This is a genomic window from Fundicoccus sp. Sow4_D5 (genome assembly GCF_052116365.1).
Taxonomy (GTDB): Bacteria; Bacillota; Bacilli; order Lactobacillales; family Aerococcaceae; genus Fundicoccus.
Genome location: NZ_JBQKLF010000001.1, coordinates 675,992 through 698,925 on the forward strand (window position 1 = coordinate 675,992; position 22,934 = coordinate 698,925).

Below are 22,934 nucleotides of genomic sequence, written 5' to 3' on the forward strand. Positions count from 1 at the left end.
CGAGCCTTTCAAAGTCTAACTAAATGCCTTATCTTCATAAACAATCAAATATTTCATCATTGTTTATTCACATAAACACAAGATTTTCTTAAGTTTTCATCTATCTAAAACTTCTCAATCATTGGTCAAATAATGACTACATGGTACAATGAAATTAAATAATCTGTGGAAGGAATGAATGTATGAGTAAGAAAACTGTGTCCGCAACACTGGAAGACGCTTATGTGGTAAAATCCGAAACGGAAGGCTTCACTTATGTCATGGACTATGCTGAACGCAACCCCGTTGGCGAAAGTCAAGGCACAAGCCCTACTGGACTTTTATTAACTGCTTTATCTGGTTGTCATGCAATGACTGCCCGTTCTTTTCTCGCCGGAAAAAGGATTCCATTTAGTAAATTAGAAGTCGTGGTGGAAGGCAATTTTGAAAATGGTAAACAAAGTTGGCACCTAAGTGCCAACGTTATCATAAAAACAGATGCTCAATTGGATGATCGTCAAAGAGAAACGATGGAGCGCTTCATTGCTCGCAACTGTACGGTTTCCAGCATCCTTCAATCTGGTAATGAAATAAACTGTTCAATCGAACTCGAATAAAAGACAAAAAGCCATCTTAATGATGGCTTTTCTAATGGACTGAAAAAAATCTTCAATCGTCGCACCCACGACTGAAGAAATCTTCGTTCGTCGCACACACGACTGAAGAAATCTTCGTTCGTCACACCCACGACTGAAGAAATCTTCGTTCGTCGCACCCACGACTGAAGAAATCTTCGCTCGTCACACCCACGACTGAAGAAATCTTCGCTCGTCACACCCACGACTGAAGAAATCTTCGCTCGTCACACCCACGACTGAATGATTGACTACCTCGTCAAGATTGTCTATTTTATCGGAAACCCTCGTCATAAGTGTCCGTTCTATAGGGTCCACTTGATTCTGACTATTAAAACAGACCTGTCTAAAGGATACCTGGTTGCATCTCATTTAACTTGGCAAAAACCTGCCCAACTTCGCCTTGAATAAAAGCATCCACTTCCAACTTCTGTAGATCAAGCGGTTCTCTGTTAATGACGATGACTCGCTTCCCCTCGAAATGATAAATCAAATTTTTGGCTGGATAGACTGTTAGTGACGTTCCAGCAATTATTAAGACATCCGCCTTTTGGATAGTCTCAATACTACGATTAATATCCACCGATTGAGGATTTTCTCCAAAGAATATGACACTAGGTCTAACGATTCCTTGATCGACATAGCAACGTGGGATATTCTGCTCATCGCGAGGGGCTTCATTCGGCAAATAAACGCGCCCACACTCCATACAATGCCAAGTCCGACCGTTTCCATGTAATTCAACAACAAAGCGATGCCCGGCCTTCTGGTGAAGCCCATCGACATTTTGGGTAATGATGCGAACGTCTTTACCCGCTTGTTCCCATTCAGCTAGCACCAAATGCGCCGCATTGGGCTCAATCAGTTGTGGACGATCTGTCTGTGGACGATCTGTCTGTGGACGATTAAAAAACTTTTCAGGATGCGTCATAATATATCGTTTATTCATGATTTTTCTGGGATCTTCTTGAGCTGCTTCCATTTTAGAATACTGTCCGTCACGAGAACGGTAAACTTTCAAGCCACTTTCAGTTGAAACCCCTGCGCCTCCAAAGAAAGCAATTAACTTAGCTTCTGCAAGCCATTCTTTGACTAGTTTTAACGTTTCTAAATTTGTCATTAAGCCACTTCCCTTTTTTCACTTTGATGTTTAATCTTCTTAAAGTTCAAAAAATTCGCCTAATTTCGGCACATAGCCTACTCCTTCTGGCAAACGATTAATAAAAGCATATGGGTCTTGTTCGATAAGTGGGAAAGTATTGTAATGAATCGGTACCACACGTTTAGCTTGCAGCCATTCAGTTGCCAGGATAGCATCTTCTAGCCCCATCGTAAAATTATCACCAATCGGAACAAAAGCCAAATCTATTGCTTCTCTATTGCCAATTAGTTGCATATCTGAATACAAAGCGGTATCTCCTAAATGATAAACCGTTTGATTATCCGCCGTTAATAAAATCCCAGCGGCTAAACCTAACTCATAAGGTTTGCCGTTTTCTAAAGTAATTGAAGAACCATGAATCGCTGGTGTAAATTTAATTCGCCCAAATGGGAAGTTATGGGCTCCACCCGGTTGCATTCCGTGCACATTATTTAGACCTTGGCTACTTAAATAAGACACAATTTCAACGGTAGAAATCACGTGAGCGCCCGTTCGTTTAGCTAATTCAATTGTATCACCTAAGTGATCAGCATGTGCATGGGTGACTAATATAACATCTACTTCAACCTTCGATAAATTTAAGTCGCATTGTTCATGTCCTGTAATGAAAGGATCGAATAATAGTTTCGTACCATCATGTGTGACAACAGAAACAACTGCATGACCGTGAAAGGCTACTTTCATATTACTTCCTCCTTGTAGTATCGGTTTATTCTACACATTCATTTGCTTTTGACCATTTACTTGACTCAAACTGCTTTTAATACACAGCTCTTGGACCACCGATGTATTTACCACGCGAATTAGCGGCCGTCACATGTGCTTGACCGATCTGTTTCGTTTTCAAACGAATAGGCACTTGAACATGTTTAACATGCATTCCAATTAAAGTGTCTCCAATATCTAAGCCAGCGTTTGCCTGAATGAATTCTACCATGACAGGATCTTCTGCTAACTGATAAGCAGCAACACAAGCTGCCCCTCCAGCCTGTAAACTAGGCTTAACATTAACAATTTCAAGACCATGTTCAATCGCATACGCTCTTTCAACGACCAATGACCGATTGAGATGTTCGCAGGCTTGTTGAGCTAAATAGATCTGCTTAGGCTTTAACTCTTTAAGCAGCGTTTCAATTATTCTATACCCGATTTCTTTATTGGAAGCTTGCCCAATAGTCTCGCCTACAACTTCACTCGTACTTGCTCCAACGACGAGTAAATCCCCAGCTTGTAAATCCAGAAGTTCCAGCAATTCTCTAATCGCTGCTTGGACTTCTTTTTGAATAGTGTCTAGCATCTCCATTCACCTCACTGATCTTATTCTGCTTCTTTACTTAAATTACGATTGTTTAACTGAGTCATTTGAATAAAGAAATCATCAGGGATTTCACCTTTAATCGTTTCAACACCAGCTTGCCTTAGTAGTTGCTTGGCGTATGGATGATTATGATAATCATGTAAATAATAGATTTTATGAATGCCTGCTTGAATAATCGATTGTGTACATTTTAAGCAAGGAAAATGCGTCACGAAAATTTCTGCACCGTCTGTTTGTACCCCGAATTTCGCACATTGTAACAGAGCATTCATTTCTGCATGGACCGTTCTGACACAGCGACCCTCTTCTAACAAGCAGCCAACGTCAATACAATGGTCCTCTCCACTAACAGAGCCATTATAGCCACCTGCGATGACGCGCTTATTACGAACGATAACGGCTCCCACCATTAAGCGTTCACAAGTGCTACGTAATGATAAAACTAAACTTTGAGATAAAAAGTATTGATCCCAAGGGATTCTTTGAGTCATTTACAGTCCTCCTAGTATGTATTCGTGCTTTTATTTTATCATACTTTGAAATATACACGACATTATTCACTGAATTACCTCCATACTAAAACAAAGTCGTCTAATTGAACTTACCAGAAATGAGTATTCAATGTGGTATACTTGATTTAACGAAAAATAATATAGGTGATTAAATGTTAACTAAAGAATGTGCAAGAAAAGTTATAGAAGAAATTATGGCGCTTTACCCTGATGTCGAAACGATTTTAAATTATCGTAATAATTATGAATTATTAGTAGCCGTCATGTTGAGTGCACAAACAACTGATATTGCCGTTAATAAAGCAACCGTGGCTTTATTTGAACGATTCCCTAATCCAGCAACAGTTGTTCAAGCTTCTCCAGCCGAGATTGAGCCTTATATTCAATCGATTGGCTTATATCGAAATAAAGCCAAGTATCTCTTCCAGTGTTGCCAGCAACTCGTTGAGAGATTTAATGGCGAAGTGCCTAGTAATAGAAAAGACTTAGAGTCATTAGCTGGTATTGGTAGAAAAACAGCTAACGTAGTCTTGAGTGTCGGGTTTAATATTCCAGCTTTTGCAGTCGATACTCACGTTTCAAGAGTCTGTAAACATCATGATTTAGTCCCAGAAAATGCAACGCCTAGACAAATTGAAGATTATATTGTATCTATTTTACCAGCAAATCAACTAACTCAAGCCCATCAGTCTATTATCTTTTTCGGGCGAAACATTTGTCATCCTCGTCATCCTGCCTGCGAAAATTATCCACAACTTTATTCTTGTCAGGAACATATCTAGAATCAGTAACAAAAAAAACTAATCAAAACAGACGAACTGGTCTCTTTTGATTAGTTTTATTTATTTCGTTAAATTAATGAACGGTTGAATTCTTTTCAACTTCTTCACTTTTAGCCAAGTAATTCACCAGAATAGGAGTGATGATACTTGTTATGACGGTTACAGTTACAATTTGAGTGGCCGCAACTTCTGCATAGGGGACGACTTCAGGATAACTGGCTGCGACTAAAGCAGGTGATACTGCAGATGCTCCAGCGACAGTTACTAAAGATAAGCCGATAATTCCATTCTTCTTTAATAATTTGTCCACTCCGAGTAAAACAGGAATAGTCAAACTATAAAACACAATAGAAAGTAAAATCCCTGCAAAACCAGCTGCAAAGGCTGCTTTAAAATCAATCCCTTGTCCAATATTCCAACCCAATAATGGTAAAAGTACAATAGGCAATTGTCCAAAGATACCTCACCATGCTGGATCTAAATTCCCAAGAGTCATCCCCACAAATAAGGGTAATAAAATCGAAAATATTGGCATTAAATCCACATCGCCACCAGCAGATACCGCATAGATAATTAAGGGAAAGGCTGGAATACTGAACAACCCTGCCAAACTGAAGGCTAATGAGTCATGTTCTGTTCCAAAATCTTTCACCAATCCTAAATAAATTGCAGGATTAATTGAAGCAATCGCTACTACAAAAGCCACGGTGCTTATACCAAATAAACCTTGGGGTTCAAGTTGAGTAATGGCTAAATAGCCAAACAGCAAAGCCAATCCAATCTTAGCTAAAAAAGCACGCCATGGTGTTTAAAAATTGAACCTACTTTTCTAATATCCAACATAATTCCCGAACTAAAAGTCAGAACCCCAACAATAAACGTCATTCCCCCGCCTGAGAAAAAGACTTCTGAAACCCCTCCAATATCGAATAAAGCAGGCGCAAATGTATTGAACAAAGCACTTACAAGCATGGGCACAATAAATGTCCCTGCTGGAATTTTCTGCATAAATTTTATCACTTTAAATCTCCTTTTAATGTGATGCTTAACTAAAGAGTTAAGTAAATTCTATCTAAACCCAAACGGAAAAGTGTTAGAGACTTGTAATCGAGCAACTTCTATTTAAAAATAATCATTTTTCTTTAACCAAATGATTGTTAGGATGCTTAGTATGACTGATACAAGAATAAGAATTGCAAAACCGAAAGGATTATTTTCCCAAGGTAAGCTAACATTCATCCCCCAAAGTGAACTAATTAATTGTGGGATTGTTAAAACAAGTGTTAATGCAGTCAAGAATTTCATAATCGAATTCATATTATTAGATATAACACTCGAAAAGACTTGACTCAAATGTGTTATCATTTCATCTGATTCATGTACTAGAACGGATGCTTGTAGAGAAACCACTTCAATGTCATGTAATAGCTCATTGCTAAGCATTTCTTCTCCAACGATATTTTCTTCTTTCAAGGCTTCGATGCGCTCGTGATTTTTACTAATGGCAGTATTAAAGAAAACTAGACTTTTGTGAACTGAAATCAACTTATCGAACATCGCATTTTTAGTTGATCCATGAATGTTTTCTTCCATTTCATCAATTTGCTGATTAATTTCCCCAATATCTTCAATAAATTCATTAGTCACACGCCATAAAACCCGTAGTACTAAATGACTTTCAATTAAGTCTCCATGCATTAAAAATTTTTCCATCTTGGAATTTTCATTTCTAGCTATTTTCCGGATATATCCGGTGTTTTTTCTGTAATGGTCAACACTTTGTTAGGCATAATAATCATTGCAAACGGTTTGGTACAGTATTCAATTCCACTAGAATCAGAATGTTCTCGTTCAGGAGTTAAAACAACAAGTAACTGAATCTTTTCTCCTTCTTCATTTTCAAACACTTCATATCTCGGTATTTCATAGGGAGATACTCCAGAAGTTACAAAATCTTTCGGGATTTGATATTTGGTTTGTAACACATCTATCTCTGCTTCTGTTGGCTGCTCTAGGTGTATCCAATCCGCTTCTAGTTCATCTTGCGTTTCTTGATAATGTTTGTCTTCATTGAAAAAATAGAACATCATGACTAAATTCCCCTCCCATCAATCCATTCGACTTCAGTGACTTCGATTAAATAGTTGTTTTCAATAAAATCAAGGCATTTTTGTAGCACACTTTCACCATGTCGTTGATTATTAGTCACAAGCGCTAAACCAATCACACCATTATATATATTATCTTGCTGTGAGACTTCAGCTATACTCACTTTAAATTTTTGCTGACATTTTTGTATCATACTTTTTAATATTCTGCGTTTATCTTTTAGAGAATTTGCTTCTTCAATTCTAAACTTTAATAGGGTTGCTACAATATACATCTAAAACACCTACTTTCCATTAACAGAATGTTCAAATGTTCTTGCGAATATAATATTAGTATACATTTTCTCCTGATAAAATGCATTTAAAGTGAATAGAAAAACAGCAAACCAAAGTCTGCTGTTTGTCCTATTAATATACTGTAGTTGTGATGTTCATTTCTGCTAATTTAGACTGAACTAAGTGAATTAAACGCTCAGCGTCTTCTGGATTATTAACGACATCAAATTCATCAATATTAATCTCTAAAACTTGTGACGCATTATAATAGTTTTCTACCCAATCATCGTAACCAGACCATAGAGTATGATAATAATTCATTAGGCCTTCATCTTGTTCAAACTCACGCCCGCGTAAGCCTATTCGGTGAATAATCGTATCAAATGACCCCGTCAAATAGACCATTAAGTCAGGTGATTTTTTCGGTAACTCTTCCAATTCTTCCATCATATTATTTAATAATTTTTCATAAATTCTAAATTCTGTGTCAGAAATACGACCTAATTCATTATTAATTTTACAAAAATACCAATCTTCATAAATTGAACGGTCTAATACGTTGTTTTGATTAATTAATGCATCTTTAATGTTTTTAAAACGGCTGCTTAAAAATTCAAGCTGTAGTAAAAATGGGTAACGTTTTGCCTCTTGTTCCTCTTCACTTGCTGTGTAGAATAAAGGCAGAATATCATTATCATCAACATTCTCATAAAAAACTTCTGTTCCCAAAGCATTTGCTACTAACTCAGCCACACTTGTTTTTCCAGCACCAATCATACCACCTATTACTATTATTGCCATCTTCCCCTCTCCCAATCTCAACGTCTTATTTATCTATTTTGTCCTTGTATGTTAGTGATGAGCCATCGCTCAACACAACATGTGGCGTTTAATAGAATATCATCAATCAACATCTGGGACAAGTACAATTATTAATAAACTCGTATAACTAATAATGACCCTTGACAATTATTCACTAAAAAGACTACCGATAAATGGTAGTCTCATCTACTTTCTATATAGTTACACCACTGTGTCAAATTTAGCCATTAGTTGATTCAAAGGTGAAGTCTTCATTAAATCGCTTTTGTAAGTGCATGTAATTTCCAGTCCCTTTAAACACTTGGAATACTTGAGCGTCTTTTCTTTTCTCTTCATCAGGATAAACATCTTTTACATAAGGATTATCTTTTAATACTTCCTCTAATTTTTCTTGTCCTAACACTCGGACTTCTCCCTTAATACGAATGACTTCCATCTCACCATCTGCTTTGGCCATTCCCGTAATTGAAACAAAGGGATGATTCATTAATTGTGAATAAAACTTACTTGTAGGACTCGTCATAAAAAAGACACCTTGATCATTTGCTACCCCGATATTAATATACCGTGAATCCGGCTTTTGATCTTCATTCACCGTACCAAACACTGCAACACCGACTTTATCTTGCAAAATTGCTAAATATTTCTCTGCGCTCATCTTTGACTCCTCTATACTGATTATTTGTTAATATTAAAACTTCATCTGTAAAGTTTTTTTCCAGCTGTACTGCTATTTTTCTGTTTATGTCAAAAAAACCGAACATTTCTAAATGGGCATAATAAGCTGGCATTGGAAAGTAAATAATTAATGTGATTTCTCTTGGGTACATTTCGATTGATGAAATAATGTTATCTAACACTTTTTTAAAAATGGTACCCGAAAATGGATTAAAAAAGTAAAAAACATTCATATGTTTCGCTATCTCATAATTTTCCGCAAAATCATTTACCAATTTAATTGGGTTAGTACTAGGAAACTTACTCAAATAGTTTTGTTTGTTAGTACTTAATGATTGAAATACAGTGGAACTTAATTCAATTCCAGTAACGGGTATTTGAGCATGGTGATGGACATAAAACAGAACCCGACCTTTCCCACTACCGAAATCGATTAAATGATCGGTTGGTTTAAAATTAAATTCTTTAAATAATTGATCAAGAACATAGTAACTCGTCGATTCTGTTCGATTATAGTGAGCATGATTCCATTCATTTAATTCATACATGCCACTTGTTTTTATATTTAATTCACGGTCTCTTTGAAACTCGTTCAATCAGCCAACTCCTTTATATTAATTGTTCAATTAATTTTTGTGATCATTATTTTTGGCAATACTTAGTGCTCTGAGTTTGGGGGTCTTCTTAAATTGATGTTCCTTCATCATATGGAGAATTTCGTCTAACATCTCGACTGTATCAACAATGTAATCCCCTTTGTTTAGCATCACACAGTCAGAACGCCCGCCTTCAGCTGCATCTGTTACTTCTGCCCTACTTGGTATTCCAGTATCAATCATATTAGCCAGTACCTCAGTCCCCCAAACGACTGGAATATCTGCGGCTTCACAAATCCACATGATTTGTTGCTGAACTTCTGCCAAACGAATATAACCTGTTTCAACAGCTAAATCCCCTCGCGCAATCATGACACTAAACGGATTATGACTTGCTGCGGCTAAAATAATTTGAGTTAAGTTTTGAACGGCTTGGACGGTTTCAATCTTCACCATCAACGGTATATCTTTAGCCTTTTTACCAAGTAAGCTATGCAATTCAGATTGAATTGACTTAATATCGTTAACATCTCGAACGAAAGAGCAACCAATAATATCTGCATGTTCCGCTGAAAATGCAATCGCTTCCTTATCTTCTTGTGTGAGGATATCGATCGCAAAATAGAGTCCAGGAAAGTTTAATCCTTTGTCTGCTTTGATACGGATACTCTTGCCTTTGATTTTGTGGACTTCTAATTTGGCGTAATCATGACTAACATCAATGACTTTGGTTTCTACAGTTCCGTCATCAATTAAAACAGCATCACCTATAGATAGCTGTTCAAATATTTGTGGGATGCTGCAGCCTGCAGTTACCTTAGCCTCATTATTTTTCGGTAAATGATTGTAATCTTTCGTCAAATAAATCGTATCACCTAAGGATATTTTAGGTTTCTTATGAGTGGTAAATATCCAATCTATCCGTATTTTAGGTCCAGCAATATCCATTAGTATACGGACATCTTTATTAAGTTCGTTTGATACCTGACGTATATTCCCAATAATTTGCATCCAGATATCTTCTGTATCATGAGCGCAATTAATACGTGCTACATTCATGCCTTTATTAATTAAATCTCGGACTAATTGAATATTACCTGCTGCTTGTGTCGGCATTGTAACCATAATTCGTGTGTTTCGGTTATTCGGTTTCTCACCCAAAATCAAAGCGGTATTAAAGGCTAATCTTTCTTCACCAAGATTAAACGCATCAAAGGGAGGCGTTTGCTCGCTTACTTGTTCACCCACAATAGCAGTTAAGGCGTGAATGACCGCTTCTAGAGTACTTAACGTTTTTGATTCTAGACGACCTAAAGAAGATAAGCCCCATGGAACAAGGTCGCGTTGAATTCCACGTATATCTCTTTGCCTTAAAGCTAAATAATAACTTAAATTGCGTGCGCTCTCATTAAATTCTGGTCGAATAATATCCGCTTCCCATTTTTCGAAGATGGCATCGCCTTCAGTGACAACTAACTGATATAACTCAGAAATTTCTTTTAACAAATCCTTAGCATTTGTAACTTTGTAAGCCTCATCAAAATCCAACATAATCACCCTCGCTCTCCTTAGTCGATCTAATGTCATTATAACATTAGTCTTCCAGACTCACCAATACGGCAATTGACTATCGTTTATTTTAAACAGGTTACTTTTTAATGGCTTTATGACAAGTTAATATGACTATCTGCCTAAGTCTTAGTCAATTTACTTGCTATATCTAAAACAATAACCATCACAAGGATTTAACATCCCAATGATGGTTATTTGCAAGTTTTACTTCCTGACATTCATGAACTTATTTATTCATTTGTTAAATACTTAATTTTCTAAATATTTATTTGATAAAGATATATTCGAGCCCTTATCATAGCCTTCAGTATACGCCTCATTCTCTTTACTTAACTCAGGTTGTTTAAAAGCAAGATGACCTTGAATCTCTTCATTAAACTTATCCAGGACATCTTGAGGTGTTTTAATCATCAAGGCATACTTTTCATTTTCATCTATCATTTGATCACGTTGTAATTTAAATTTATGACTCAAACCATCCATGAATCCTTGGTAATAAGATTTCCTTAAAGCTCCCTGTGACTTTTTATCTTTAGCCTCTTGACTCTCTAAAAACTCTTTAATATGTAATGTTGCATAATGTTTCATCGCTTCTGCTGCTAAATGAAACATCTCAAAAGCAAAGTCTACATCTTCAGGATATCCCATCAAAACAAGTTTTCTTTGAACGGTTGTTTGATGTGGCAAGCGATTACTTTGCATATAAAACATTACTCGGAAATTATCAGCAATTATTTTAACTAATACTTTTTCCCACCAGTAAATCCGCTTATAAACAGATAACGAACGAATAACAATTTTCTGTTCGCCACCAAGATTGAGTTCATTTTGAGAAATTTTATGTTTCAACATCAACTTTTGAGCCATCAGTAAGGCTGTTTGACTCTCTTCGTCATTACCACCATCCTCAGCAAGGCTAAGTAGGTTTCTAATCTTTTCTAATATTTTATCGTTAACAGACAATTACTCACCATTGCCGTAAATCTAATTAAATCTAGCTTGCTATTGTTCATAAAACAATCAATTTTACTAGATTAATGAGATTACTAGATTTAGGCATTCCTTTCTCTATTGTTTTGTATAAAAATCTCTTCTATTTTTATAACAGCTCACACTTATCGAATGAATAGTCAATTTAAGCATTAATTTCTTTTAAGAAAAGCTATCATCTTATTATCTTATATTTTCTCTAATGTGTCCAATACTTCTGTGAAATATTTGGGCAGTTCACTCGTAAATTCGACCAGTTCATTAGTGCGTGGATGATTGAAATGTATTGATTGAGCATGCAATAACTGACCGTCTTTTAATTTAGCTAAAGAGGTTCTAAAATTATTCATGCCTTGACGGTAAATTGAATCCCCAACGATTGGATGACCTATATGTTCCATGTGGACTCTAATTTGATGTGTTCTTCCCGTTTTAAGTTCTAATTGTAACAAAGTACTATCTGTAAATCGAGTATGAACTTCAAATGTCGTAAGGGCATACTTGCCCTCTCTATCAGCATGCCAACGCATACGACTACTTGGATCTCGTCGAATTGGAATTTCAATTGTAGCATCATTGGGCTCAATTGTCCCAAGGACTAACGCTACGTATTGACGTCCCATAGTATGAGCAATCAATTGTTCACTCAATTTCTGATGAGCGTAATTATTTTTTGCCACCACTAAAAGTCCTGACGTATCTTTATCAATACGATGAACAATTCCGGGACGAATCATTTCAGATGTTTCTGATAAGTTATTACCTAAATAATAAAGTAAAGCATTGACTAAGGTTCCATTACGATGTCCTTTTGATGGATGGACAACCATACCAACTGGTTTATTGATTACGAGAAGATCTTCATCTTCAAACACAATGTCTAACGGAATATTCTCCGCTACAAGTTCTAATGGTTCTTCTGCAGAAAACGTTACTTGAATTGTTTCAGTTCCTTCAAGCTTGTAGTTCGCTTTTTCGTTCTTTTCATCAACTGTTACCCATTGATCCTTAATTAATTTTTGAATTGTTGAACGACTTTCTTTAGGGAATTCACTAGTTAAGACTTTATCCAGTCGTCCTGTTTGTCCCGTAAGTTTAATAATATATGTGTTTTCGTTTAAATTATTCATAAGACTCCTTCTGTGTCTTGAGTAAACAAGACTTGTATAATGAGAAAAAATATACCCAGTGACAATGCAGTATCGGCTATATTAAAAATCGGAAAATTTATAAAAGACAGACGGAACATATCAATAACAAAACCTAACATGACTCTGTCTATAAAATTCCCAATTGCCCCGCCAAGCAATAATCCATAAGTAAATTTCAACCAAACGCTGGATTGACGGTGTTTGTAAATTAAATAAATAAGATAAGCAATGATTATAAGTGTGACAATATAGAAAAACCACATTTGACCTTGCAGTATTCCCCAACCAGCACCTTCATTACGTATGTAATAGAAGTCAAACACGCCTTCAATTCCGGCTTTGGACTCATGTAATTGTAATGAATGAGTCGTCCATTTTTTAACAATTTGGTCAATAACAGTGATTAAAAATGCAACAATAAAAGCTAGCGTCATCATTACCTCCTTGTGTTCTTGATTCGAAGTTTGTTATAATGTTTGTGTTTATAATACTTATTATTATATACTAGTTTGAGTGATAATAAAATTGAAATTATAAATACGTAAAATAAAAAGCTAAGGAGTCCTTTATGAAGAAAACTTTTCAACTATTTCTCCTTACATTTTCTGTTATCCTTCTAGCCGCGTGTGATAATTCTTTACAACGCGCTGACAGAGCTATAGGGTTGATCCAAGAGAATGTTACACAAATAGTAAATGAACTAAACGAAGTGCAGGTTCTCGAGAATAACTTGCAAAGTGATTTTGAAACAATGCTTCAAAGTAGTGAAGACTTAGGAATCTTTAATGCTAGTGACAGTCTTGTTCAAATAAATATTCAAAATCGAAAAGACCATTTAACAAGTATAACGGAAAGCATCAGTAAATTAAATGAACTTATTGCTGAGCTTGAAAATGTTAAGAAAAGTGATGCTATTCCTACCGCACAAATTGATCAAGTCATTACACATTTAAAAGATCTTTCGACAGATTTAAATGTTTACATTACTGATTATCACGACAATTTGACCGAAGAATCAATCACGTTTAAATCGATTGCAAATCCAGAAACAGATTACAATACATTTTTCGGTGTCTTTGATAATGTCAACACACTATCTACAGAAAATCATATCAATTTAGATAAAATACTTGTTCATTTCGAACCATTGACCAGTCTACTAATCAATTTAAAAGTCTTTTTAGTAGATGCTCAGTAACAAAGCAATAATTTGTGTTTTTCACGAATTTTAAAGAGGTGTAAAATGAACGTAAAAAAAATAAACAAGCGATTACTAACGTATCATAAAGGCTTATCCGTCTTCATATTAGTCTTTTTTGTCTGCATACTAACTGCTTGTGGTAATCAACAGGCAACTGAAACTTTAAGTACTCACTATAATCTTCCGAATGTAGCGAATAAATACTCAGAAGAAGACATTCTCAATTTTACAAGTCGTGTCAATCGCGGTCAAACGAACCGTTATGAAGGGTTAGTCATCCGAGAGACGCCTTTGCTACAAAGACCCGCTGAATTACCCAGTGCCCTCTTCTATGATAGTGGCGTTGATATTCCCTATCCAGCAGAGGGTGTTAAGGGTTTATACTTAACGACGGATAATTTACTAGATGATGACTACTTTAACTACATCATTGATTATATCGATCAAACAGCACTTAATGCAGTCGTTATTGACTTTAAAGACGATTATGGTCAAATTATTCCATGGTTAGAAACTGACGATCCTTTGATTCAAGAAAACTCATTAGGTCTAGTAGACTTACAAGACAAACTAAAGATTTTTGAAGAAAAAGGAATATATCCGATAGCACGTATTGTAACCTTTAAAGATTACATGCTCTCTAATAGTCGTCCAGATTTATCATTCCATGACATCAATACAGGTGAAATTTGGCAAGATGATAATGGTGCTCAATTTATCAACCCATTCTCAAAAGAAGTATGGGATTATAATATTCAAATTTCGATTGAAGCTGCAAAGATGGGCTTTAAAGATATTCAATTTGACTACGTACGCTTCCCAGAAGGTTTTAATGAGTTTGCTGACACATTGGACTATGACATTGGTAATTACAGTAGTTATATTACTGAGGATGCCGAAACTGAAGGTGGCGAACGCATCATGGCTATAAATGATTTCTTAGAATATGCCCGTGATCAATTAGCACCTTACGGTGTAAAAATTAGTGCCGATATCTTTGGTTATACTGCAGTAGCAGGTGATGCACCCGATGTACGGGGTATTGGTCAAAACTTTGCGCAAATGGCTGAACATGTCGATGCCGTTTCATCAATGATTTACCCTTCTCACTGGGACGATGGATTTTTCGGTATTGATTATCCTGATTTAAATCCATTTGAATCTATCGATGAATACATGTACTCTGAAGCGATAGCCTTATCAGATGTATCCAATCCAATTATCACTCGTCCTTGGCTACAGGATTTTACTGCCTGGTATAAAATCCCCGGAACGTTCCAAGAATATGGTACTCAACAAGTTCAAGAACAGATTGTTGCCTTACAACAACATGGCGTTTACGAGTACTTATTATGGAATGCTGCCGGCGATTACAGCGAAGGTGTAGATTATGCACCTGAACTTACCGGTAATCAATTTTATTATTAATTCAATCTAAATGAAAACACCCAATTTCGGAACTTTTAATGGTCGTTCCTTAGTTGGGTGTTTTTTGATTTTTCTATCTATTCACAAGCCACTCTAATTAATCAGAACTGTCTGGTTAATTAATCCTATCTTTGTTTAATTAAAGTCATACAAATCCTCTACTTTGACAGTCTCACCAAAGTCTAAAAGTACTAAATAAGCAGCCGTTACTTTATGTTCCTTGGCTTTGCCAAGTGCTTGGGCATATAAACTAACTTGAAACTTGTACTTTTTGATAATTAGAGCAATCTGATCATCTTTACTCAATTTTAAATCCGAACGAAAGCGGTCAGTTTTATAATCAATTAATACAAGACCAGCTTCTGTTTGAATATAATTGTCAATCACTCCATGAACGAGCAATTGATCGTCCTCAAGTTTTTCTAAAGTTATCTCGTCTAATCTTGCTTGTAGTAGTTGATTAGCCGGTAGTAAAAATGAGAAAGCTTGTTCTTTCTTGAGACGTGAAGCATTCTGAATAACAAATTGACCGATGGAACCCAATAAAAACTTTATAATCGCATCCATTTGGATCACTGATAATTGGTCACTGTCAATGTAATTATCTTCCAGCATTCGTTTGGCTTCCTCATTTAGGATTTTTACATACATTGTTTGATCTTCCTCGTCAAACAAAGAGAAGTTCAATTGTTGTAAGAAAAAGTGTGTAATCGTTCCTATTTGTGCATAATCCATTTGCTTATTTTCGATAAAACGAGGGGGTTCAAAAGTATCCTGTGTATATCGTATACTTTGGATAGCCTCCGTCCCCTCTTCAAACTGTGGAAGATTCTCTTGAATTTGCTGAGTGGATGCTCTTCGGTCTTGAAAGACTTCTAACTTTTCAATTCTTGGCTCTTCATACATCCGTTTTAATTCAGATACTGATTGGTAACTTGAGGTATGCGTAGATAATTCATGAACATAAGGCTCTCTCATCAAACGATCGATTCTTTCAACTACTGGATGAGCTGAATCTTCGACTTGTTTAATCGTCTGATTAAATTGAGTGACCCATTGTTCTGGTGTAATGAAAAAAGATGCTTCAATATCAACAAATTGCTTGTCCTTAATCATCGCATCATTAATAAACTCAATCTTAACTTGTTCACGTTTAAAATGAGTGACAGATTTCTGTTGTGTTTGATCTAGTGCTAATGCTTGTCTAATCCAATCGAGCCAAGTCGATGCATTTTGTCTTTCTTGTGTATCTGCTAAGATTGACGCTCTACTTGCTAATTGACGTGTCTTATCAGATTTCTCTTCCCAATCATCCGCATTTTTTATCGAACCAACTATAATAAGTTTTTGCTCACAACGGGTTAAAGCAACATATAATTTACGCATTTCCTCTGCTTTAGACTGACTCTCTTGTTGAATTCTTAATGCTTGTTTTGAAAGAGATGGATATTGTAGCAAGTCTTCATAATCATAAAAGTCTGTTGCAATACCATAATCTTTCGATGCAATATATCGTTTATGAGTGATGTCTCTTAAGTTAAATTTTTTCCCAGTGTTAATTAAGTAAACAATAGGAAATTCTAAGCCTTTACTTGCATGGACTGTCATCGTTCGAATAACATTTTGATCCTCGGCTAAAATCACTGGTTCCGCCAAATCGTTTTCTGTTTGCATCACTTTTTCTATATAATTTACAAAACCAAACAAGCCTTTGAAACTACTATCTTCAAATTCAGCCGCCTTTTGATAAAAAGCATGTAAATTGGCTTGTCTTTGTGGACCATTACTCAAACCTGATACGTAATCTAAGAAGTTTGTCTCTTGATAGATGGTCCAGATTAGTTCAACTAAAGAAACTTCACTAGCAATAGAACGCCAATGTTTCAATTGGGCAAAGAAACGTGTTAACTGTTGTTGAATGAGAGGGTCCGCTTGTTTATTTTCCTTTGACTGATAATGCGCACATGCGGTATAGAATAATCCACTCGGCTGCTCGATTCGAATTTTACTCAACATTTCATCACTTAAACCAACAAAAAACGACTTCAAAATTGCGACGAGTGGAATATCCTGTAAAGGATTATCAATTAACTTGAGTAGCGCAATCATTAAACGTATTTCTTGTCTCTGAAAATAATTCTCCACTTTTTGTGTTAAAACTGGCAGATGATAGTGTTCAAATACTTGTTGAATAGGCAAAAATGGGCTTCGCGTAGAACTCAGCAACACAATATCTTTAAATGTGGCTAAACGCATTTGTTTTGACTGCTTGTCATATACTTCAAAACCGTCTGCAATTTTTTTCTGAATGTCTTGAGCCACAAGATGTACCTCAGCTTCGAGTGAAGATTCGTAGTTTAGTAAGTCTTCTTCTAAAGCAGATTCATTGGCATCATCATCCATTTCTTTTTGATATAGAAGTAAGTCGATATCAAACATCGAATCACCAGCTGGCGGTAAAAACGAAAGATTCCCTGTCTTTAGAGATTCTTGAACCCCGTAATCCATCTCACCGAATTCAGTATCCATGATACGTTCAAATAAATAGTTGGTAAACTGTAAGACTTCATCTCGCGAGCGATAGTTCTTATCAAGAACTATTAGATCTCCACCTTCTCCTCGATCATACGCACGATATTTTTTTAAGAATAAACTAGGCTCTGCCATACGGAAACCGTAAATAGATTGTTTGACATCCCCTACCATAAACATATTTCCTAATAAATCTGTTCGATAATCATGAGCGAGCCAACTGAGAATAGTTGCTTGGATATCATTGATGTCTTGATATTCGTCCACCATGACCTCTTTAAATTGATTCTGAAAATACAATGCTGCAGGACTGGCTTCACGTCTTTTACTGTCCGGATGATAAGGTGCTAGAATATCAAGCGTTAGGTGTTCCAAGTCATTATAATCAATAATATTTAGTTGTCTCTTGTGACGCATTAGATATTCCGAAAATAACAATGTAAGTGTGCTTAATTGTTGGATAATTGGTGAGATATGTTCCTCAATTTTGACAGTATCTTCATAACTAAAATGAAATAGCGTCGCTAGTCGATCAGACATAATTTTCTTAGCGTCATCACGAAAGCCTTTCATTAAGCTGACTATATCAAAGTCATCGTCCGTTTTTTTCGTCGACGGCCAACGTTCAAACTTTAAATGCCCCATTAAATGCATAATGCTTTCTAAATCATCTGAGTAATTGGCTTCAAGTAATGTCACAATAAATTGGCGATCTGATTCCAAAACAGCTGCATATTTATCAATGGTTTCTTGACTCGTTCCTTGTACTAAATCAAACGCTCTATCTAAAAGGCGGTGTGCAGCTAAAGCATTCCTTTCAATATAACGTTTTAAGAAGTCTTGGTATAAATCTGAGGTTTTAAACACTTCAAAATCTGCCGTTAACTGATGAATTGTTGCTAGCCATATGCTTGGTTCTGTATGAGAACTTGAGAACAAGTACAAATCCAGAACCATATCGAACAAAGCTTGGTCGCTACGTGCATCTGCAAATCGATTCATCAACTCTCCTAAAGACTCTTTGGTTAAATGATGGGACTCGCTAGTCGTTTTTTCTTCAAGAATATCTGACAAAACATTCTGCCATACCTCCTGATAGATTAATGTTTTCTGAGTTTCGTCCGTTAATAATTGAAAGCTTGGATTAAAATCGATCACATAGAAAAATTGTTGAATAATTTGTAAACAAAAACTATGTAAGGTTCGAATGTGTGCAGTTGGCAAGAGATTGATTTGATGTAATAAGTGTCGCTGATGAATCGGGTCACTCGTTTTTGAGACAGCTTTTTTAAGACTGACTTCCATTCTCTCTTTCATTTCCTTTGCAGCAGATTCTGTAAAGGTCACCACTAGTAATTCATCTAATTCAGCATAATTGTTCCCCAAATGAGTTAAAATCCGCTCAATTAATACTGTTGTTTTACCGGACCCAGCACTAGCTGCTACTAGAATATTTGAGCCTTTTTGATGTATTGCTTGCCACTGCTCATCATTAAATTGGACATTAGCAGGTTTAATTTCAAATGTCATCAATCGTCTCCTCCTCTCCATCAATTGCTTCTAATTCTTTTTTCATCATTTGAATAACTTCATTTTTCTTTATTGTTTTATGACGATAAGTTGAATAGGACTGTGTCGCATCAAAACCTGTAATCACTCTAAATTGCGCTTGTAACGCCGGTGTAAAACGTTCGTGCAAGAATGGTTGAAGTTCTATTTTTCCGGCTTGGATTTGCTCTGCAGCGCGTTTAAACATGTAATGCGTATATCGGAGCAGAATCTTTAACTCATTTTCATCAAAAGCCACGCTATAAGCATTGTAGTTCCCATCTTTTTTTAATGCGACAGGATAAATTAAGCTCTTGCTTGAACTTTCAATCGATGGTTCGACTTCTGCCATGACCGTTGGGTCGACAGTGACAAAGCCATTTAAACGGTTTTTAGTTAAGTGTAGTTCAGAGGTTTTATTTTGACCGTCTTGGCTGTCCAATAATTCATTTGTTGCTTTTTGATAACTATGAATGATTGGCTGATAAAAAGCGCCGAGTGACAAATGATCAGCATAATTTTTCAGTGCAACCGATAAATACGTTAATACTTGTAAATCCAAACCGTAATAGGCATCAATTAGGTCAAATGTTTTATTGCCAGATTTATAATCAATGATTTGCAGATAATTTTGTTGTTTAACATTCACACGATCAATTCGATCAATCTTTCCACTTATCGAAAGTTGCCCTCCACTCGAAAGTGGATAAACAAAACCATCTAAACCTTGTTGTTTCAAATTCAAACCAAAAATCGCTTCAGTTTGTAACGTTTCTATATTACTTAAGCTTTGTTGCTTTTTAATAAATGCTAAAAATTCGTGAAGACGTCGATCCATTTGTGACTTAATGGCAGTTAATCGTGGTTGACTATCAAATAAATTAAAACGTGGATCTTCACTGATGGTCCATAAAGTTTGAGTAAATAGTTGGTCAAACTGTTCACGGTCCAATTCATTAACCGATAAGTTTTGTAAAATTAACTCTTGCATAAAACGGTCCAAGAATTCATGGAAATAATCACCAGTTTTTGCAGGATTTAGTTCGAATAACTGACGCTCTTGTAATTTTAGACCATGTAATAAGAAGTGACTATATGGGTCTTGGTAATATTGTTCAATTTTTGAAACTGAAAGATTTAAGTTTTTACCAAATAATTCTAACGCAATGTTAGCATCTATATCCTCTGGCAATTGATTAAATTTAAACGTGGCTTCTATTAATTCAGTTAACGGTCTAACATTCAAGACCGGAAAGTCTGATTGATAATTCAACATATGTTTAACTAAAGATAAAAACTCTATAGAAACAGCGGATTGACTTTCGAAATGATGACGTACTTTCTGTAAGATTGGTGTTATTTGCATTGGGAAACGTCCGAAATGAGACATACTCAACTTCGAGGCCTCATTCGTTGCAAGTAAACTGGTATACGTTTGAACCGGCAGAGAAAGACCTTTAATCAGTTGTTCAAAATATGGAGACCATTTGACGTGCTGAGAACCAACATTGACAGCATAAGATATATATAAGCGTTCCGTAGCATTAAGTAGTAATTGATATGCCAAGAATACTTCTTGATTGCTGTGTAAGGCATTATGATTCATCAAATATTGATGTGGCAAAAGGTGTTCCGAGATAGTCTGTCTATTCTCCTGTGTTAATAAAGACTGATGGGCTATCTTTTGTGGTAGGGAAATATCATCTGCACCTAGTACAAAACATATTTTAAAAGGTTGTGCTTGAGGACTCACTACGTTTGAAAAAGTGATTTGATCAATTGTAGGTGGAATAATATGATAACTTCCCTCTTTTAAGCCAGCAAATAAAATATCTAAGAAATGATGATAATCGACTGTTTGCGTTTCATAAAGTGTATAAAATTCATCTAGGGTCTCACTAAAGACTTGCCAGACTTGTTCATGACGTCTTGAGGCATCAATGTCTCCTTTAGCAATCGCAGCGTCTCGTAAACGGATCAATTGTTGTCGGACTCCAGTCTGGTCGACGAGTTGATATAACCAACTCGCAGCTTCAGCACCCGTCATATCTTTGCGCCATTTTTCTAAAGGTGAATGAATCTTTTGTACAGTCCATTCTCTTAAACGATTGGCTAAAGAAAATAACGTTCTCCCTTCTGTTAATCCTAAGGAGTTTTGATAGAATTGTTCTCCTTGAGGAAACAACCAATCAAATGTTAAATTAAAGAATCGAAAACCAAAATATCCATTTGCTAGAAGAATATTCTCTAATTGACTGATTTGATAGAGATGTTCACTAATCAAATGTTCCCATTCATCTGGTGAATACGTATCAAAACTCGCATGAGCAACTGGATCCATTAAAAACAATTCGCTTTTAAGCACAAGCATTAAATCATCATAGCGCCAGTTATATTTTTTTAAATTCAATAAGCCTTCTAACCAAAGCATAAAAGGATGCTGAGACATACTCGCCGCATGGTCATAGAATAAAGGAATCTGATTCATTGCAAAAAAAGGCTCAACTAATGGTTGATACCGATCTAAGTCTCTGGCCACAATTAAAATGTCCCGGTAGCGATAACCTTCTTCCGTAACCAATGCATGAATACTATTGCTGACATGGCGAAGCTCTGTTTGAATTGAATCAAATTCAAGGAAATGATGCGTCGAAGGTAGGCTAGTTAAAGCTTGGGAACTTAGTCTAATTTGACTATCCTGGGCCTGATTATGATAAAAGTATTCAGCGACTTGCTTGATACTTTCGTTAAAATTATACATAGAATGATTAATTTCCCAATCTTTATTGATAGGTAGTTGCAAGGAGTGACATAATTGTCGAATTTGTTGATAAGTCTCTCTTTGAGTTTGCACTAAGGGATGCCACATTTGAGAAGCAGCTTGAGAACTACTTATGGGTAAAGCGATCCAAACTTGTTGGAATACTCTAATTAAATCTAATAATAATTTTAATTGTTGTGCATTAAAATAATAATGATGGTCCACAATTAAATAATGCTCGTTAAAATCGTCTCCTGAAGTCAAAAACTGACTTAAAGCATCGAAATTTTGGTAGCTAGCAAGCTGCCTATCCTTTACAGCCTCAACATAAGCACTATATAATAATTGAAGCTCAGCTAATCGCTGTGCTTCAATATTAGGTACCTCTTGATTAAATTCTTCAACAACTATTTCTTTACCAATGGATGTGCCTAAATCCTCTGGTTCAATATTACCTTCAAATAACTCATCAAATAAACTGACTAGTTTTTCTACAAACCCTTGGTAGTGTATCTGTCCGCGATAAACGATTAATTGGTCTGATTTCTCTAGAAGTATTTGACGAACCAACATGCTTAAACCAATTGTCGATAGATTTTGAGCGCTCTTTAAGTTAGCCGGTAGCATAAACCAAGCTAATCTTGTAAAACTCACTACTTGAATATCTATCATAGCTGCTTGATCCGTCTGACGTATTTCTTGAAGTTCTTTTAACAGATAGGATTCCATATCAAACTTCAAATGTTCTGGAACTAAATAATATATAATCGCCTCAGGATTCTGAGCCTTTATTTTTACTATTTGTTCTATAATGATTCTTTTTTTATTAACCGACAACTCACCTGTAATAAATTGAAGCGGCATGGGCTCACAATCCTTTCAT

The 22,934-nt window shown here is 35.9% G+C and carries 20 protein-coding genes and 1 pseudogene; 4 read left to right on the plus strand and 17 right to left on the minus strand.

What is annotated here, in order from left to right; translation table 11 throughout:
* Positions 1-182: 182 nt before the first annotated feature.
* Positions 183-596 (plus strand): OsmC family protein, encoded by a 414-nt coding sequence (locus tag ACTQ45_RS03210; RefSeq protein ID WP_441750520.1) that lies wholly within the window; start codon positions 183-185, stop codon positions 594-596.
* A gap of 364 nt (positions 597-960) precedes the next feature.
* Here ACTQ45_RS03210 and ACTQ45_RS03215 read toward each other — a convergent pair whose 3' ends face one another.
* The 4 genes from ACTQ45_RS03215 to ACTQ45_RS03230 form a co-directional block, all read right to left on the minus strand.
* Entirely contained in the window at positions 961-1,734 is a 774-nt protein-coding gene (locus ACTQ45_RS03215) for an SIR2 family NAD-dependent protein deacylase (RefSeq protein ID WP_441762951.1), read from the minus strand.
* A 39-nt stretch (positions 1,735-1,773) separates the two neighbouring features.
* Positions 1,774-2,460 (minus strand): metal-dependent hydrolase, encoded by a 687-nt coding sequence (locus ACTQ45_RS03220; RefSeq protein ID WP_441762952.1) that lies wholly within the window; start codon positions 2,458-2,460, stop codon positions 1,774-1,776.
* A gap of 76 nt (positions 2,461-2,536) precedes the next feature.
* Positions 2,537-3,079, minus strand: a complete 543-nt coding sequence (locus tag ACTQ45_RS03225) for a TIGR01440 family protein (RefSeq protein WP_441750523.1) — start codon at positions 3,077-3,079, stop codon at positions 2,537-2,539.
* A 14-nt stretch (positions 3,080-3,093) separates the two neighbouring features.
* Positions 3,094-3,585, minus strand: a complete 492-nt coding sequence (locus ACTQ45_RS03230; protein WP_441750524.1) for a ComE operon protein 2 — start codon at positions 3,583-3,585, stop codon at positions 3,094-3,096.
* A gap of 173 nt (positions 3,586-3,758) precedes the next feature.
* Between ACTQ45_RS03230 and nth the strand changes: the two genes are divergently transcribed.
* Positions 3,759-4,388, plus strand: coding sequence for an endonuclease III (gene nth / locus ACTQ45_RS03235; protein ID WP_441762953.1), 630 nt, complete (start codon positions 3,759-3,761; stop codon positions 4,386-4,388).
* Positions 4,389-4,461: 73 nt separating this feature from the next.
* Here nth and ACTQ45_RS03240 read toward each other — a convergent pair.
* From ACTQ45_RS03240 to lspA, 11 genes and pseudogenes are all read right to left on the minus strand, one after another.
* A pseudogene (locus tag ACTQ45_RS03240) lies at positions 4,462-5,396 on the minus strand (2-keto-3-deoxygluconate permease).
* A 114-nt stretch (positions 5,397-5,510) separates the two neighbouring features.
* Positions 5,511-6,101, minus strand: coding sequence for a magnesium transporter CorA family protein (locus tag ACTQ45_RS03245; RefSeq protein ID WP_441762954.1), 591 nt, complete (start codon positions 6,099-6,101; stop codon positions 5,511-5,513).
* 20 nt (positions 6,102-6,121) lie between these two features.
* Positions 6,122-6,478, minus strand: coding sequence for a CorA family divalent cation transporter (locus tag ACTQ45_RS03250; RefSeq protein ID WP_441762955.1), 357 nt, complete (start codon positions 6,476-6,478; stop codon positions 6,122-6,124).
* 2 nt (positions 6,479-6,480) lie between these two features.
* Positions 6,481-6,771, minus strand: coding sequence for a DUF503 domain-containing protein (locus ACTQ45_RS03255; RefSeq protein WP_441750527.1), 291 nt, complete (start codon positions 6,769-6,771; stop codon positions 6,481-6,483).
* 133 nt (positions 6,772-6,904) lie between these two features.
* A complete protein-coding gene (locus ACTQ45_RS03260) occupies positions 6,905-7,573 on the minus strand; it encodes a deoxynucleoside kinase (RefSeq protein ID WP_441762956.1) in 669 nt (222 codons plus the stop codon).
* Between the two features lie 241 nt (positions 7,574-7,814).
* Positions 7,815-8,252 carry a pyridoxamine 5'-phosphate oxidase family protein gene (locus ACTQ45_RS03265; RefSeq protein WP_441762957.1) on the minus strand — a complete coding sequence of 146 codons (438 nt, stop codon included), beginning with the start codon at positions 8,250-8,252 and terminating at the stop codon, positions 7,815-7,817.
* Positions 8,215-8,868, minus strand: a complete 654-nt coding sequence (locus ACTQ45_RS03270) for a hypothetical protein (RefSeq protein ID WP_441750530.1) — start codon at positions 8,866-8,868, stop codon at positions 8,215-8,217. The genes ACTQ45_RS03265 and ACTQ45_RS03270 overlap by 38 nt, the downstream gene beginning before the upstream one ends.
* A 30-nt stretch (positions 8,869-8,898) precedes the next feature.
* Positions 8,899-10,419: a pyruvate kinase gene (locus ACTQ45_RS03275; RefSeq protein ID WP_441763028.1), complete on the minus strand. Its 1,521-nt coding sequence runs from the start codon at positions 10,417-10,419 to the stop codon at positions 8,899-8,901.
* Between the two features lie 270 nt (positions 10,420-10,689).
* On the minus strand, positions 10,690-11,403 hold the full coding sequence (locus ACTQ45_RS03280; RefSeq protein WP_441750531.1) for a DUF2786 domain-containing protein: 714 nt from the start codon (positions 11,401-11,403) through the stop codon (positions 10,690-10,692).
* A 215-nt stretch (positions 11,404-11,618) separates the two neighbouring features.
* Positions 11,619-12,560 carry an RluA family pseudouridine synthase gene (locus ACTQ45_RS03285; protein WP_441762958.1) on the minus strand — a complete coding sequence of 314 codons (942 nt, stop codon included), beginning with the start codon at positions 12,558-12,560 and terminating at the stop codon, positions 11,619-11,621.
* Positions 12,557-13,015, minus strand: coding sequence for a signal peptidase II (gene lspA / locus ACTQ45_RS03290; protein ID WP_441750533.1), 459 nt, complete (start codon positions 13,013-13,015; stop codon positions 12,557-12,559). The genes ACTQ45_RS03285 and lspA overlap by 4 nt, the downstream gene beginning before the upstream one ends.
* A 134-nt stretch (positions 13,016-13,149) precedes the next feature.
* Here lspA and ACTQ45_RS03295 point away from each other — a divergent pair, with 134 nt between their 5' ends.
* The gene (locus ACTQ45_RS03295) at positions 13,150-13,779 is read left to right on the plus strand and encodes a YkyA family protein (RefSeq protein WP_441750534.1); all 630 of its coding nucleotides are present in this window, start codon (positions 13,150-13,152) and stop codon (positions 13,777-13,779) included.
* Positions 13,780-13,824: 45 nt separating this feature from the next.
* Positions 13,825-15,210, plus strand: a complete 1,386-nt coding sequence (locus ACTQ45_RS03300; RefSeq protein WP_441750535.1) for a putative glycoside hydrolase — start codon at positions 13,825-13,827, stop codon at positions 15,208-15,210.
* Positions 15,211-15,345: 135 nt separating this feature from the next.
* Here the strand turns inward: ACTQ45_RS03300 and addA are convergent, their stop codons facing one another.
* On the minus strand, positions 15,346-19,272 hold the full coding sequence (gene addA / locus ACTQ45_RS03305; protein WP_441750536.1) for a helicase-exonuclease AddAB subunit AddA: 3,927 nt from the start codon (positions 19,270-19,272) through the stop codon (positions 15,346-15,348).
* Complete coding sequence (locus ACTQ45_RS03310) at positions 19,262-22,915, minus strand: PD-(D/E)XK nuclease family protein (RefSeq protein WP_441762959.1); 3,654 nt, start codon at positions 22,913-22,915, stop codon at positions 19,262-19,264. Before ACTQ45_RS03310 ends, addA begins: the two co-directional genes overlap by 11 nt.
* Positions 22,916-22,934: the final 19 nt, after the last annotated feature.